Consider the following 13,921-nt stretch of genomic DNA (forward strand, 5'->3'; position numbering starts at 1 on the left):
CCCGGGCGAACGGCGAAATCGTGAGACGCGGGCCTATACACGCTTTCTCCCGGCCTTGCCAGTGCCCGCGCCGAGTTTTGTGAATCGGGCGGTGGGCGGCAGGACCCAAGTGCGTCCGTCGAGGCTCGGCCGTTCCGGCCTCGCACCTCGGGATGAGGAGGGCGGAGACTGGCCCGTCGGCAGACCGGCATGCCGTCCAGCCCTCCTGCCGATCTCGACCTCCTCATCCTGAGGCGCGAGCCCCGGCGATGCGTCAGCATCGTCCGGCGGTGAGCCTCGAAGGACGCACTCCCCTGGTGCAGCCCTAGCCCCGGTAGGCGAATTGCAGCAGCAGCGTCCGCTGCAGGAACGAGAAGTTGTTGTCCGACACCAGGGTGACGATGGTCTCCCCCTCGCCGTTCCGGTGCACGGCGATGCCCTCCATGTTGTCGATCTGCGAGGACATGTCCGCCGAGAGCACGATGGGCCCGTCGAGCGTCGCGCCGGCACGGACCGCGGCGAGGTCGATCCGCCGCACGCGGAAGGCGACGCCGCGCCAGGCCGAGAACCAGCGCTCCAGCAGCAGCATGTCGCCGCCCGGCAGGAAGGCGAGGTCGGTGATGTCGAAATCGTTGGTGCGCTTGACGAAGATCTCGCGCGCCGGCCCCTGGCCGATGAGGAAGCCGCGGATGTCGCCGGCCTCGTTGAGCGCCCGCTCCGACAGGGCGAGCAGCGTGCCGGCGAGCGGCGAGGGACGCGGCAGCACGCCGAGCGCCTCGATGCCGCGGTTGGAGGGCAGGCGGTTGGCGCCCATCGGCACCGGGCTCGGCACGCCGCGGGCGAGCACGCCCTCGCGGCCGAACCCGTCGAAGCGGAAGATGCGGTGGGTTCGCTCCACGCCGATGAAAGCGGTGCCGCCCTCGATCCACAGGCTCTCGGTGTCCCAGTTGCCGGTCTCGGCCAGCGGCCGGCCGCCGGGGCCGAGCACCGCGGCCATGCGCGCCTTCGACAGGCCCGAGAGCCGCCCGCCCTCCAGGTCGATGCTCGCGGTGAGCCATTGGCCCTGGTCGGAAATCGCGGTGAGGCGCTGGCCCGTCGCATCCGTGCGCAGCGACGACAGGCCGCCGAAGCCGCGGTAGTCGGACTGCAGTTCGAGGCCGCCACGGAAGGCGAAGGCGCCGAACTGCTGCTTGTCCGCCTCGCGCGGCGTGAAGGCGTTGATGGGAAAGGAGCGGATCTCGATGTCGACGGGCGCGCGGGGCAGGGGGCCGCGGGCCTCGGCGGCCGGCGCGAGGACCGGCGCCGCGAGAAGCCCCCCGGCGAGAGCCAGGGCCCCGCGGCGCGTCGGACTGTGCATCAGGCGACCCGCCGGCGGGGGGCGGGGGCGGCGCCGCCGCCTTCGCTGGCATGTTCGTCGAAGAGTTCGGCGAGCTTTTCCGTCATGGCGCCGCCGAGCTCCTCGGCGTCCACGATGGTCACGGCGCGGCGGTAATAGCGCGTCACGTCGTGGCCGATGCCGATGGCGATGAGCTCCACCGGCGAGCGGGTCTCGATCTCCTCGATGATCCAGCGCAGGTGGCGCTCCAGGTAGTTGCCCGGGTTCACCGACAGCGTGGAATCGTCCACCGGCGCGCCGTCGGAGATCATCATCAGGATCTTGCGCTGCTCGGAGCGGGCGAGCAGGCGCTTGTGCGCCCAGTCCAGCGCCTCGCCGTCGATGTTCTCCTTGAGGAGCCCCTCGCGCATCATCAGGCCGAGGTTCTTGCGCGCGCGCCGCCAGGGCGCGTCCGCCGCCTTGTAGATGATGTGCCTGAGATCGTTGAGGCGGCCCGGATTGGCCGGCTTGCCGTTCTGCAGCCAGTGCTCGCGCGACTGCCCACCCTTCCAGGCGCGCGTCGTGAAGCCGAGGATCTCCACCTTCACGCCGCAGCGCTCCAGCGTGCGGGCGAGGATATCGGCGCAGGTCGCCGCCACCGTGATCGGACGGCCGCGCATCGAGCCGGAATTGTCGAGCAGCAGCGTCACCACCGTGTCGCGGAAGTTGGTGTCGCTCTCCTGCTTGAAGGAGAGCGCCGCCATCGGGTCCATGATGACGCGCGGCAGGCGCGCGGGGTCGAGGATGCCCTCCTCGAGGTCGAAGTTCCACGAGCGGTTCTGCTGCGCCATCAGGCGGCGCTGCAGCCGGTTGGCGAGGCGCGAGACGACGGGTCCGAGATTGGACAACTGCTTGTCGAGATAGGCCCTGAGCCGGTCCAGCTCCTCGGCGTCGCAGAGGTCGGGCGCGTCGATGATCTCGTCGAATTTCGGCGTGAAGGGCTTGTATTCCGGCCCCTTGCGCTCGGCGTTCTGGCTCTTCGGCCGCCACGGCTCGCTGGCGTCCTCGGCGTCGCCGAGGTCGTTCTCGTCGGGCAGTTCGGCCGTCTCGGCGTCGGAGGCCTCCTGGGCGCCCTCCGGCGACTCGTCCGCCATCTCCTCGGCATCCTCCATCTGCATGCCTTCGGAGGATTCCTCGTCCTGGCTGTCCGGGCTCTCGCCCGATTCCGGGCTCTCCTGCTCCTGGCTGTCGGAGCTGTCCTCGTCGTTGTCCTCGTCCGAGCGGCCCTGCTCGTCGCCCATGTCGAGCGATGTCAGGAGGTCGCGCACCGCCTTGCCGAAGGCGCGCTGGTTGTTCTCGAGCCCGACGAGCGCCTCGAGGTTCTTGCCGGCCTTGCTCTCGATGGTCTCCCGCCAGAGGTCGACGATCTTCGCCGCCTGGGCCGGCGCCGCCTGTCCGGTCAGCTTCTCGCGCACCATCAGGGCGAGGGCATCCTCCAGCGGCGCATCGGCCTTGTCGGTGATCTCCTCGTACTTGCCCATGCGGTGGTAATGGTCTTCCAGCCGCGCCGTGAGGTTCTGCGCGACACCCGTCATGCGGTTGGAGCCGATCGCCTCGATGCGGGCGTTCTCCACCGCCTCGAAGACGGCGCGGGCGGCCTGCCCCTCGGGGATCATCGACCGGTGGACCTTGGAATTGTGCACGGCGAGCTTCAGCGCCATGGCGTCGCCGTGGCCGCGCACGATGGCGGCATCCTTCGGCGAGAGCTTGCGCGGCGGCTCGGGCAGGCGCGCCTTGTCGCCGACGAGGCCGGGCTTGTCGGCGGCATAGGTGACTTCGAGGTCGCGGCGGGCGATGGCGCGCATGCAGGAAGCCACCGAGCGCTTGAACGGCTCGGTCGGGCTTTCCTTGGTGTTCGGCTTGGCCTTGGAATTGGAGCTCACGAAAGATCCTTTTTCAGCCAGATGCGGCGATGCCCGGGCGGAAAGTCGCCGAGTTCGCCGAAAATCTCATAACCCAGCTTCTGGTAGAAGCCGTCGCCCTGGAACGAGAAGGTGTCGAGATAGACATGGCGTGCGCCACGCTTCGCCGCCACCGCCTCGGCCCTCGCCATCAGCTCCGTGCCGACGCCGGTGCCGCGCAGCGCCTCGTCGATCCACAGGAGCTCGATGAAGCACCAGTCCCAGAGCGTGTGGCCGACGATGCCGCCCTTGATGGCGCCGGCCTCGTCGCGCACCGAAACGGCGAAGCGCTTCCACTTCGTGGGCCCGGCCTTCGCCGTGTTGTAGGCGACGAGGCCCTTGACCACGGCCCGCGCCGTCTCGGCGACGCGGGTTTCCTCGGCGATGCGAAAATCACTAATCATGAACGCTGCGCGGCCGGATGTATCGCTTCAATACTACGTGGCCCCATTGGTATCCTTCATCGTCGGGGGCCTCGCAGAGGCCGCTCTCGATGACCTTCCAACCAGTTATCTGACCCCAGGTCTTAAACCGGTTTTTCAGCGTTTCTGCCGCCCGCATGCCTTTTGCTTCCGAATAAGCGATCACATACCCGTAAGGTGGGGCGTATGGGGGACGCATCAGGCCCTCAATCTTAGTGCAATCCGCTTGAACAGGGGCAAGGTGGTTTGCCTTTTTGACTTCGATGAAGGCCTTCAGCGTCCGATCGTCTTTGCTCCAGACGCATATGTCCGGCCGAGACAACGCAGTCTGCGGCTTTGGCCCTTTGAGCAGCCCGACTTCCCTCCGAATCTTTTGGTAGGTCGCATCGACAAAAACTCCATAACCAAGGCTATGGATGCCATCCGCGATCTTCATCTGAAGAAATGACTCGGGAGCGTGGGAAAGCCACCACCCGGCCATCCCCACATATACTTCAGCGGCTTCGCGAATGGACTGCCCAATTTTCTCTTCAATACGAGTCATGGTGGGCAGTCCTCCGATGGCCAGACCTTATTCTCAGCTCAGCGCCACGTTGACGGCGCTCTCCGGCAGCTCCTGGCCGAAGCAGCGCTGGTAGAACTCGGCGACCAGCGCCCGCTCCAGCTCGTCGCACTTGTTCAGGAAGGTGAGCCGGAAGGCGAAGCCGATATCCTTGAAGATGTCGGCGTTCTCCGCCCAGGTCAGCACGGTGCGCGGGCTCATGACGGTGGAGAGGTCGCCGTTCATGAAGGCGTTGCGGGTGAGGTCCGCCACGCGCACCATCTTGTTCACCTGGTCGCGCCCCTCGGCCGTCTTGGCGAAGTTCTTCGACTTGGCGAGGATGATGCCGACCTCGTTGTCGTGCGGCAGATAGTTCAGCGTGGTGACGATGGACCAGCGGTCCATCTGCGCCTGGTTGATCTGCTGGGTGCCGTGATAGAGGCCCGTCGTGTCGCCGAGGCCGACCGTGTTCGCCGTGGCGAAGAGGCGGAAGGCGGGGTGGGGGCGGATGACGCGGCTCTGGTCGAGCAGGGTCAGACGGCCCGAGCTTTCGAGCACGCGCTGGATGACGAACATCACGTCGGGGCGTCCCGCGTCGTACTCGTCGAACACCAGCGCCACGTTGTGCTGGTAGGCCCAGGGCAGGATGCCGTCGCGGAACTCGGTGATCTGCTTGCCGTCCTTCAGCACGATCGCGTCCTTGCCGACGAGATCGATGCGGGAGACGTGGCTGTCGAGGTTGACGCGGATGCAGGGCCAGTTGAGGCGGGCCGCGACCTGCTCGATATGGGTCGACTTGCCGGTGCCGTGATAGCCCGAGACCATGACGCGGCGGTTGAAGGCGAAGCCCGCCAGGATCGCCAGCGTCGTCGGCTTGTCGAACAGATAGTCCTGGTCGAGATCCGGCACATGGTCGCCGCTGGTGGAATAGGCCGGGACCTGCATGTCGGAATCGATGCCGAACGTCTGGCGCACGGAAACGGTCGTATCCGGGAGCCCGGACACATTGTCAGTCTGCACTGTCACGAAAGAACCTCCGATGCCGCGTTCGGCGCAGCGAGCCAAATCCTCATGATGGCGGCGACCTTACCAGATCGCATCCAAAGCCCGGAAGGGTGCCCTTCGCGGGAATGCCATTCGAAATTCTGATGCGTCGCATCATGGTGCCGACCTCGTGAGGTCAGCAGAAGCCGACGGATTTCAGATAGTTGTAGGCCTGGATGATCTCGCGCAGCTTGTCCTCGCGCGAGCGGTCGCCGCCGTTGGCGTCCGGATGCATGCGTTTGGCGAGCTCCTTGAAGCGCGCCTTGATCTCTGCGGCGGTGGCGTGGATGTCGAGGTTGAGGGCGTCGAGAGCCTTGCGCTCGGCGTTGCGGATCATCCGCCCTTCCGGCTCGGCGGGCCGCTCGCTGGCCTGCCGCCAGTCGGCGCCGTCGAACATGCCGAAGGGGTCGGCCGCCTTGCGCGGGTCGAAATGCGGCTTGGGGTCCTCGCGCCGGCCGCTCTTCGTCCAGGAATTGACGCCCATGCTCCAGGTCGGCCGGTGGCCGGTCAGCGCGTCCTTCTGATAGGCGGCGACGGCGGCGTCGTTCATGCCGGCGAAGTAGTTGTAGCTGGCGTTGTATTCCTTGACGTGGTCGAGGCAGAACCAGACGAACTCGCCCTCCCGGTCGCGGCCGAGCGGCGCCCGGTGCGTCGCCTCGCAGGGGCAGCCGTTGAACCCGCAGACGCGCGCACCCGGCCGTGCGCGGGCGCGCCGGTCGTCCTCGGGCTTGACCCGGATGCGGTCGAAATAGGGCGAGTCGATCTTCATGAGGTCCTGCGAAGCAGATGCCCGATTATGGGGACGCGGGCCTGCCGCGGCAAGGCGAGCGGCCGGGCGGGGGACCTCCGCCCGCCGCCCTTGACCGGGGCGCGCGGCGCTGCGAAGGGTCGGTGCTCCACGCCACCTGCCGTTCGGGAACTCGCCGTCATGTCCATGACCCTGCACTCCTCCGCCCTGTCCCCGTTCGGCCGCAAGGTGAAGCTGGCGCTGCACCACCTCGGCCTCATGGGTGACGTGACCGTGGTGACGACGGATACGATGAATGCGGAGGATCCGATCCGCCGGACCAACCCGCTCGGCAAGATTCCCGCCCTCGTCCTCGAAGGCGGCACCGTCGTCTACGACAGCCGCGTCATCCTCGAGCAGCTCGACATCGCCGCCGGCGGCGGCAAGATCCTTCCCGCCGAGCCGAAGGCGCGCATCGCCGCGCTCACGCTCCAGGCCCTCGCCGACGGCATCATGGATGCGCTCATCCTCACCCGCTACGAGGTGATGTTCCACGACGAGGGGGCGCGGTCGGAGAAATGGTTCGCCCACCAGCGCGGCAAGGTCGAGCGCGCCATGGCGGCCCTCGAGACCGCCCCGCCGGCCCTCGCCGTCCATGTCGGCACCATCACCCTCGCCTGCGCCCTCGGCTACCAGGACATCCGCTTCGAGGGCGCCTGGCGCAAGAGCCATCCCAGCCTCGTCGCCTGGCTCGAGGGCTTCGTCGCCCTCATGCCGGAGGCCTGGGCCGAGACGACGCCGAAGACCTGATCCTATTCCAGGCCGAAGCGCAGGGCGGCGGCCGCGGCGATCGGCCCGAGCACCAGGCTCATCAGCGACAGCGCGAGAAGAATCGTGAAGGGCTGGCCGAAGGGCAGCGGCCCGACGATGGCGGCGTTCGTCGCCGCCACGCCGAAGATCAGCACGGGAATGGTCAGCGGCAGGACGAGGATGGCCATCAGGAGGCCGCCGCGGCGCAGCGCCACCGAGAGCGCCGCGCCCACCGCCCCGATCAGGCTCAGCGCCGGCGTGCCCGCCGCGAGCGTCAGCGCGACGGCGCCCATCGCCTCCGGCGGCACGTTGAGGAACAGCCCGAGGAGAGGCGCCGCCGCCACCAGCGGCAGGCCGGTGGCGAGCCAGTGCGCTGCCGCCTTGGCGGCGATCACCAGGGGGAGCGGCGTCGGCGCCATCATCATCAGGTCGAGCGAGCCGTCGTCGGCGTCCGCCTGGAACAGCCGGTCGAGGCCGAGGAGCGTCGCCAGCAATGCGCCGATCCACAGGATGGCCGGGCCGATGCGGGCGAGCAGGTTCATGTCCGGCCCCACCCCGAAGGGCACGATCGTGACCACCGCGAGGAAGAAGACGACGCCCACCATGGCGCCGCCGCCGATGCGCATGGCGAGCGTCAGGTCGCGGCGGAAGATGGCGGCGAGAGCTCCGCTCATGTGGCCCGCCCGATGGCCAGTTCGCGGGTCGGCAGACCGAGCGGCCCGTGGGTGGCGGCGAGGAGGAGGCCGCCCGCGGCGACATGCTCGGCCATGATCCCCGCCAGCACCTTCTGGCTGGCGACGTCGAGGGCGGCCGTCGGCTCGTCGAGCAGCCAGACCGGCCGGGCGACGGTGAGGAGGCGGGCGAGCGCCAGCCGGCGCCGCTGTCCGGCGGAGAGATAGCCGGCCGGCAGGGCGGCGAGATGGCCGATGCCGAGCCGGTCCATGGCCGTCTGCGGATCCTGTCCGCCGCCGCCGAGATAGGCTGTCCAGAAGGCGAGGTTCTCGGCCACCGTCAGCGATCCCTTGAAGGCGTCCTGATGGCCGCAATAGTGGCAATGCTCGCCGATGCTCGCCTCGGGGTCGCCGCCTTCGAGCGCCAGCCGGCCGCTCTCGATGCGCACCAGCCCCGCGACGAGGCGCAGCAGGCTCGACTTTCCGGCCCCGTTCGGACCCGTGACCTGCACCGCCTCGCCCGCCGCGATGGAAAAGTCGAGGCCGGCGAAAACGATTCGCCCGCCGCGCTGGCAGGTCAGGGCATGGGCGGTCAGGCGCATCATGCCGCATTCCTAACCGACGAAAGGGTGACCTGCGAGAGGCGATAAGCGCTTCTAACCATATGGCGGGCTGATTGGAATCCCTCTATAACGCCGCCGATCGGCCGCCGCGTCTCATGCGTCTTCTCTGGGCCCAGGGTTTTTAGGGCGCGACGTCGGCCTCCAGAACGAGGGGATCATCGACACATGTCGCTCGACAGCTTCAAGGCCCGCAAGACGCTCAAGGTCGGCTCTAAGTCCTACGTCTATTACAGCCTGAAGGAGGCCGAGAAGAACGGCCTCGCCGGTATTTCGGCCCTGCCCTTCTCGATGAAGGTGCTGCTCGAGAACCTGCTGCGCGCCGAGGACGGCCGCTCCGTCACCAAGGCCGACATCGAGGCCGTCGCCGCCTGGATCGGCGACAAGGGCAAGGCCGGCAAGGAGATCGCCTTCCGCCCCGCCCGCGTGCTGATGCAGGACTTCACCGGCGTTCCCGCCGTCGTCGACCTCGCCGCCATGCGCGACGCCATGAAGGCGCTCGGCGGTGACCCGCAGAAGATCAACCCGCTCGTCCCCGTCGACCTCGTCATCGACCACTCGGTCATCGTCGACGAGTTCGGCTCGCCGAAGGCGTTCAAGAAGAACGTCGACCTCGAATATGCCCGCAACGGCGAGCGCTACCGCTTCCTGAAGTGGGGCCAGCAGGCGTTCAAGAACTTCTCGGTCGTGCCGCCCGGCACCGGTATCTGCCACCAGGTGAACCTGGAATACCTCGCCCAGACCGTCTGGACGAAGAAGGAAAAGGCCGTGAAGACGGTCAAGGGCAAGAAGACGACCGTCACCTACGAGGTCGCCTATCCCGACACGCTGGTCGGTACCGACAGCCACACGACCATGGTCAACGGCCTCGCCGTGCTCGGCTGGGGCGTCGGCGGCATCGAGGCGGAGGCCGCCATGCTCGGCCAGCCGCAGTCCATGCTGCTGCCCGAGGTCATCGGCTTCAAGCTCACCGGCCGCCTGAAGGAAGGCGTCACCGCCACCGACCTCGTGCTCACCGTCACCCAGATGCTCCGCAAGAAGGGCGTCGTCGGCAAGTTCGTCGAGTTCTACGGCCCCGGCCTCAACAACATGACGCTGGCCGACCGCGCCACCATCGCCAACATGGCGCCCGAATACGGCGCCACCTGCGGCTTCTTCCCCGTCGACGAGGAGACGCTGAACTATCTCACCACCTCGGGCCGCAAGACCCAGCGCATCGCCCTGGTGGAGAAATATTCGAAGGCGCAAGGCCTGTTCCGCACCAAGGGCTCGCCCGACCCGGTCTTCACCGACACGCTCGAGCTCGCACTCGACACCGTCGTGCCCTCCATGGCCGGTCCGAAGCGCCCCGAGGGCCGCGTCGCGCTGGAGGCCGTCGGCGCCGGCTTCGCCGACGCGATGGAGAAGGACTACAAGAAGGCGGCCGAGATGAGCCGCCGCGTCAAGGTGGAGGGTCGCGACTTCACCCTCGGCCACGGCGACGTGGCGATCGCCGCCATCACCTCCTGCACCAACACCTCGAACCCGGCCGTGCTCTTCGCCGCCGGCCTGCTCGCCCGCAACGCGGTGGCCAAGGGCCTGAAGACCAAACCCTGGGTGAAGACCTCGCTCGCCCCCGGCAGCCAGGTCGTCGCCGAATATCTGGCGAATTCCGGCCTGCAGAAGGACCTCGACAAGCTCGGCTTCAACCTGGTCGGCTTCGGCTGCACCACCTGCATCGGCAATTCCGGCCCGCTGCCGGCCGAGATCTCCAAGGCCATCAACGATGCCGGCCTCATCGCCGCGGCGGTGCTCTCGGGCAACCGCAACTTCGAGGGCCGCGTCTCCCCCGACGTGCAGGCGAACTACCTCGCCTCTCCGCCCCTCGTGGTCGCCTACGCCCTCGCCGGCTCGGTGACGCTGGACCTCACCAAGGACCCGCTCGGCACCGACAAGAAGGGCAACCCGGTCTACCTGAGGGACATCTGGCCCTCCTCGCAGGAGATCAACGCCTTCATCGCCCAGAACGTCACCAAGAAGCTCTTCAAGGAGCGCTATGCCGACGTGTTCAAGGGCGACGCCAACTGGGCCAAGGTGAAGGCCCCGGTCGGCCAGACCTATGCCTGGGACGACGGTTCGACCTATGTGCAGAACCCGCCCTATTTCGTCGGCATGGGCATGAAGCCCGGCGCCGTGAGCAATATCGAGGGTGCCCGCATCCTCGGCCTGTTCGGCGACAAGATCACCACCGACCACATCTCGCCGGCCGGCTCCATCAAGGCGGCGAGCCCGGCGGGCAAGTACCTCATCGACAACAAGGTGGAGGTCGCCGACTTCAACCAGTACGGCACCCGCCGCGGCAACCATGAGGTGATGATGCGCGGCACCTTCGCCAACATCCGCATCCGCAACCACATGATGGGCCCGAACGGCAAGGAGGGCGGCTACACGATCCACTATCCCTCGAAGGAGGAGATGTCGATCTACGACGCCGCCATGAAGTACCGCGCCGAGAAGGTGCCGCTGGTCGTCTTCGCCGGCGTCGAATACGGCAACGGCTCCTCGCGCGACTGGGCGGCCAAGGGCACCAACCTCCTCGGCGTGCGCGCCGTCATCGCCCAGTCCTTCGAGCGCATCCACCGCTCGAACCTGGTCGGCATGGGCATCGTCCCCTTCACCCTCGAGGAGGGCATCACCTGGGCCTCCCTCGGCCTGAAGGGCGACGAGACCGTCACGATCAAGGGCCTCGAGACCGTCAAGCCGCGCCAGAAGATGACCGCCGAGGTCACCTTCTCCGACGGCAAGGTGAAGAAGGTGCCGATCCTCTGCCGCATCGATACGCTGGACGAGATCGAGTACTTCAAGAACGGCGGCATCCTGCAGTACGTGCTGCGCGATCTCGCCGCCTGAGCGGTGGACATCACCTCTTCGACGTGACGACGACGGCGGCTTGGCAAGCGCTAGGCCGCCGTTATGCTGTGCGCGTGAGTGGGGGCTCACGGTCGTTTGCACGGTTTTCACCCAACCGTGAGTGGCGGCGAGAGGTGCCGCGGGCGTAAACAGCGCTCGCGGGACCGGACGGGTCCCCGAAATCGGGGCGGAATCCGATGGTGCTTGGAAGGCTGTTTGGCGCGCTCGCGTGCGTCGTGATCGCGTTGGGAGGTGCGGAAGCGACGCCGCTCCAGCGCCCCCGCGCCGTGATCGAGCTCTTCACCAGCCAGGGCTGCTCGTCCTGCCCGCCGGCCGACCGCTTCGTCTCCGACATGGCCGACCGGCCCGACATCATCGCGCTGACGCTGGCCGTCGACTATTGGGACTATCTCGGCTGGCGCGACACGCTCGCCCACCCCATCCACGGCAAGCGCCAGAAGGCCTATGCCTATATGCGCGGCGACCGGCAGATCTACACCCCGCAGATGATCGTCAACGGCGTCGGCCACGCCATCGGCTCCGACCGTCCCGCCGTCGAGCGGGTCATGGAGCAGACCCGTCTGCAGGCGGGCGTCCTCTCCGTGCCGGTGACCCTGCGCATCAGCGGCGACACCATCACCGTCACCCTGCCGCGTGCCGCCCCCGGCGGTCCTGGCGCCGACAGCCCCGCCACCGTCTTCCTCTTCGGCGTCGCCTCGCGCCAGCCGGTGGACATCACCCGCGGCGAGAACCGCGGCCAGACCGTGACCTATCGCAACGTCGTCAGGTCCCATGCCGTGCTCGGCGAATGGACGGGGGCCGAGCGCACCTTCACCGTCTCGCGCCGCGAACTGGTCTCGCCGGAGTGCGAGCGCCTCGCGGTCGTGGTGCAGGCGGGTTCGCCGCGCCGTCCCGGCGTCATCCATGGCGCCGCCCTCATCGAGATGCCGGCGCTCGCCATCCACTGAATCGCGGCGTCAGGCCCGCGCCATCCACACCATGTCCGGGGCGACGATGCCGGGCACGTCCTCCTCGTCGATGCGCCGGACGGCGTCGACCGACACCATCTTTTCGGCGTTCAGCGGGCAGATGCCGCGCCGCACGAGCTCGCGGCCGAGGCTCTTTCGCGCCTGCGCCGCCGCCGTCTCCGCGACGTCGGCCTCGATGAAGCGGGTCGCCGCGAATCGCGAGCCGGTCGCGGTGTCGGCATCTCCGTGGGCGTCACAACGGTACCAGGGCATGTTCTCGTCCGATTTCCTGATCAAACCTCTCTCAACCACGTCGAGGTTGAGAGAGCGTTGAGAAGTTTGCTTAACCATTCATGGCCCATCCATGCAGACCATGGGCATGGGTGGTTTCTGGGAAGGAAAAGGTTCGATGGCTGACTGTGACATGAACGGGAGCGGTGTGATCCTGCTGCGCCGCGGCCTCATCCTCGGCGGCGGCGCCTCGCTCCTCCTCGCCGGCTGCTCCGCGCCGCCGGTGCAGGCGCCGAGCCAGCCGAGCTTCTACCGCAACCTCGCCCAGGCCGGCGCCCGGGTGGACGCTGCCATGGCGGCCGAGATGATCTCCGGCTTCCGCCGCAACAACGGCCGCGGCAATCTCGCGGTCGATCCGGTGCTGATGGCGGTGGCCGAGGCCCAGGCCTCGGCCATGACCCAGGCCGACCAGGTCGGCGTGCGCACCGGCGCCGTCGCCGCCCGGCTGACCACCGCCGGCTATCGCCACCGCACGGCGGTCGAGAACACCTCGGCCGGCTATCTCACCCTCGCCGAGGCCTTTTCCGGCTGGCGCGATTCCCCGCCCCACCGCGCCAACATGTTGAACCCTGCGGTCACCCGCCTCGGCATCGCCACCGGCTACCGGCCGGGCTCGCGCTACCGGGTGTTCTGGGCCCTCGTCCTGGCAGAGCCCACGGCCGCCGCCTGATCAGGTCGGGTCGCCCGAGGCGAGATACCAGTCCATGATCTCGCGGCCCTGCATGAAGACCACCTCGGGCCGCGCCGCGAGGTCGGCGAGCAGGGCCTCCAGCACGGCGACCCGGTGCGGAACGCCCATGATGAAGGGATGGATGGCGAAGGACAGCACCTTGGCCCCGCCCAGCGGGCCGGCGCCGGTCGCCTCGGCGATCAGCCGGTCGGCCTGGGCGCGGGCGCGGTCGAGGAACTCCTCGGCCCTGTGGTGCTGGATCATCATCGTCGGGATGTCGTTGAGCTCGACCGAATAGGGCATGGTGAGCACCTCGCCCGAGCTGGTCTTCAGCCGGCAGGGCAGGTCGTCCACCACGAAATCGGCGATATAGCGGATGCCGGCTGCGGCGAGATGGTCGGCGGTCTCCAGCGTCTCCGTGAGGCCGGGGCCAAGCCAGCCGACCACCGGCTCGCCGGTGAAGGCCGACAGCGTCTCCACCGTGCGGGCGATCATCGCCCGCTGGTCCTCGATCCGGTGGGTCGGCACCTGGTGCCAGCCGTGGCCCATGAACTCCCAGCCGGCGTCGCGCGCCGCGCCGGCGATGCGCGGATAGTCCACCGCTACCGAGCCGTTGATGGAGAGGGTCGGGCGGATGCCGTGGCGGGCGAAGGCCTCGGCGAAGCGCCAGAACCCCACCCGCATGCCGTATTCATGCCAGGCCCAGTTGGCGATGTCCGGCAGCAGGGCGGCGCCGGTCGGGGCCACCAGCACCTGCCGCGGCATCGGGTTCTCGATCCGCCAGTTCTCCACGTTCACCACCGGCCAGACGGCGAGGGACTTGCCCTCCGGCAGTTCGATGCGCGGCCGGTCGATGGCGGCGGTATAGGCGAGGCGCTGTTCGGGGCGCAGGGGCTCGGTCATCGGGGCGTCTCGCAGCGGATTGTCAGGGGCCCCCGGAAGAGAGGGCGCGACGCGCGGGCCTCCTCCCCGCTGGCGGGGAGAGGGCAGGGGTGAGGGGCAGTGGGAAGACC

14 protein-coding genes are annotated in these 13,921 nt (G+C 68.3%); 4 read left to right on the forward strand and 10 right to left on the reverse strand.

Annotation, left to right across the window (positions count from 1 at the left end):
* Positions 1 to 304: 304 nt before the first annotated feature.
* The 6 genes from C6569_RS19985 to C6569_RS20005 all read right to left on the reverse strand — a co-directional run bounded on the left by C6569_RS19985 (position 305) and on the right by C6569_RS20005 (position 6,031).
* Positions 305 to 1,336 (reverse strand): esterase-like activity of phytase family protein, encoded by a 1,032-nt coding sequence (locus tag C6569_RS19985; protein ID WP_106750513.1) that lies wholly within the window; start codon positions 1,334 to 1,336, stop codon positions 305 to 307.
* Complete coding sequence (cobT, locus tag C6569_RS19990) at positions 1,336 to 3,237, reverse strand: cobaltochelatase subunit CobT (protein WP_106750514.1); 1,902 nt, start codon at positions 3,235 to 3,237, stop codon at positions 1,336 to 1,338. Before cobT ends, C6569_RS19985 begins: the two co-directional genes overlap by 1 nt.
* Positions 3,234 to 3,659, reverse strand: a complete 426-nt coding sequence (locus C6569_RS19995) for a GNAT family N-acetyltransferase (RefSeq protein ID WP_106750515.1) — start codon at positions 3,657 to 3,659, stop codon at positions 3,234 to 3,236. Before C6569_RS19995 ends, cobT begins: the two co-directional genes overlap by 4 nt.
* Positions 3,652 to 4,221 carry a hypothetical protein gene (locus tag C6569_RS21825; RefSeq protein WP_146144854.1) on the reverse strand — a complete coding sequence of 190 codons (570 nt, stop codon included), beginning with the start codon at positions 4,219 to 4,221 and terminating at the stop codon, positions 3,652 to 3,654. Before C6569_RS21825 ends, C6569_RS19995 begins: the two co-directional genes overlap by 8 nt.
* 33 nt (positions 4,222 to 4,254) lie before the next feature.
* The gene (gene cobS / locus C6569_RS20000; RefSeq protein ID WP_106751162.1) at positions 4,255 to 5,244 is read right to left on the reverse strand and encodes a cobaltochelatase subunit CobS; all 990 of its coding nucleotides are present in this window, start codon (positions 5,242 to 5,244) and stop codon (positions 4,255 to 4,257) included.
* A 154-nt stretch (positions 5,245 to 5,398) separates the two neighbouring features.
* Positions 5,399 to 6,031, reverse strand: coding sequence for a J domain-containing protein (locus C6569_RS20005; protein ID WP_106750516.1), 633 nt, complete (start codon positions 6,029 to 6,031; stop codon positions 5,399 to 5,401).
* Between the two features lie 159 nt (positions 6,032 to 6,190).
* On the opposite strand from C6569_RS20005, the gene C6569_RS20010 reads away from it, so the two are divergent.
* Positions 6,191 to 6,799, forward strand: a complete 609-nt coding sequence (locus C6569_RS20010) for a glutathione S-transferase family protein (protein ID WP_342750244.1) — start codon at positions 6,191 to 6,193, stop codon at positions 6,797 to 6,799.
* A gap of 2 nt (positions 6,800 to 6,801) precedes the next feature.
* Here C6569_RS20010 and ccmB read toward each other — a convergent pair whose 3' ends face one another.
* Both ccmB and ccmA read right to left on the reverse strand, forming a co-directional pair.
* Complete coding sequence (ccmB, locus tag C6569_RS20015; protein WP_106750517.1) at positions 6,802 to 7,473, reverse strand: heme exporter protein CcmB; 672 nt, start codon at positions 7,471 to 7,473, stop codon at positions 6,802 to 6,804.
* The gene (ccmA, locus tag C6569_RS20020; protein WP_106751164.1) at positions 7,470 to 8,072 is read right to left on the reverse strand and encodes a heme ABC exporter ATP-binding protein CcmA; all 603 of its coding nucleotides are present in this window, start codon (positions 8,070 to 8,072) and stop codon (positions 7,470 to 7,472) included. The genes ccmB and ccmA overlap by 4 nt, the downstream gene beginning before the upstream one ends.
* A gap of 186 nt (positions 8,073 to 8,258) precedes the next feature.
* On the opposite strand from ccmA, the gene acnA reads away from it, so the two are divergent.
* Together acnA and C6569_RS20030 are read left to right on the forward strand one after the other, a co-directional pair.
* On the forward strand, positions 8,259 to 10,979 hold the full coding sequence (gene acnA / locus C6569_RS20025) for an aconitate hydratase AcnA (protein WP_106750518.1): 2,721 nt from the start codon (positions 8,259 to 8,261) through the stop codon (positions 10,977 to 10,979).
* A 236-nt stretch (positions 10,980 to 11,215) separates the two neighbouring features.
* Entirely contained in the window at positions 11,216 to 11,947 is a 732-nt protein-coding gene (locus tag C6569_RS20030) for a DUF1223 domain-containing protein (RefSeq protein ID WP_245898173.1), read from the forward strand.
* A 9-nt stretch (positions 11,948 to 11,956) separates the two neighbouring features.
* Here the strand turns inward: C6569_RS20030 and C6569_RS20035 are convergent, their stop codons facing one another.
* The gene (locus tag C6569_RS20035) at positions 11,957 to 12,220 is read right to left on the reverse strand and encodes a hypothetical protein (protein ID WP_106750520.1); all 264 of its coding nucleotides are present in this window, start codon (positions 12,218 to 12,220) and stop codon (positions 11,957 to 11,959) included.
* 136 nt (positions 12,221 to 12,356) lie between these two features.
* Here C6569_RS20035 and C6569_RS20040 point away from each other — a divergent pair, with 136 nt between their 5' ends.
* Positions 12,357 to 12,908, forward strand: coding sequence for a CAP domain-containing protein (locus tag C6569_RS20040; RefSeq protein ID WP_342750245.1), 552 nt, complete (start codon positions 12,357 to 12,359; stop codon positions 12,906 to 12,908).
* Here the strand turns inward: C6569_RS20040 and C6569_RS20045 are convergent, their stop codons facing one another.
* Positions 12,909 to 13,811, reverse strand: a complete 903-nt coding sequence (locus C6569_RS20045) for a polysaccharide deacetylase family protein (RefSeq protein WP_106750522.1) — start codon at positions 13,809 to 13,811, stop codon at positions 12,909 to 12,911.
* Between the last annotated feature and the right edge of the window lie 110 nt (positions 13,812 to 13,921).

It is taken from the genome of Phreatobacter cathodiphilus, assembly GCF_003008515.1.
GTDB lineage: Bacteria > Pseudomonadota > Alphaproteobacteria > Rhizobiales > Phreatobacteraceae > Phreatobacter > Phreatobacter cathodiphilus.

Excerpts from the sequence above, each read along its gene's own strand:
- C6569_RS20010 (WP_342750244.1), top strand. The coding sequence starts at position 6,191 with ATGTCCATGACCCTGCACTCCTCCGCCCTGTCCCCGTTCGGCCGCAAG.
- ccmA (WP_106751164.1), bottom strand. The coding sequence starts at position 8,072 with ATGCGCCTGACCGCCCATGCCCTGACCTGCCAGCGCGGCGGGCGAATC.
- C6569_RS21825 (WP_146144854.1), bottom strand. The coding sequence starts at position 4,221 with ATGACTCGTATTGAAGAGAAAATTGGGCAGTCCATTCGCGAAGCCGCT.
- C6569_RS19995 (WP_106750515.1), bottom strand. The coding sequence starts at position 3,659 with ATGATTAGTGATTTTCGCATCGCCGAGGAAACCCGCGTCGCCGAGACG.
- C6569_RS20045 (WP_106750522.1), bottom strand. The coding sequence starts at position 13,811 with ATGACCGAGCCCCTGCGCCCCGAACAGCGCCTCGCCTATACCGCCGCC.
- C6569_RS20040 (WP_342750245.1), top strand. The coding sequence starts at position 12,357 with ATGGCTGACTGTGACATGAACGGGAGCGGTGTGATCCTGCTGCGCCGC.
- ccmB (WP_106750517.1), bottom strand. The coding sequence starts at position 7,473 with ATGAGCGGAGCTCTCGCCGCCATCTTCCGCCGCGACCTGACGCTCGCC.
- C6569_RS19985 (WP_106750513.1), bottom strand. The coding sequence starts at position 1,336 with ATGCACAGTCCGACGCGCCGCGGGGCCCTGGCTCTCGCCGGGGGGCTT.
- C6569_RS20035 (WP_106750520.1), bottom strand. The coding sequence starts at position 12,220 with ATGCCCTGGTACCGTTGTGACGCCCACGGAGATGCCGACACCGCGACC.
- acnA (WP_106750518.1), top strand. The coding sequence starts at position 8,259 with ATGTCGCTCGACAGCTTCAAGGCCCGCAAGACGCTCAAGGTCGGCTCT.
- C6569_RS20005 (WP_106750516.1), bottom strand. The coding sequence starts at position 6,031 with ATGAAGATCGACTCGCCCTATTTCGACCGCATCCGGGTCAAGCCCGAG.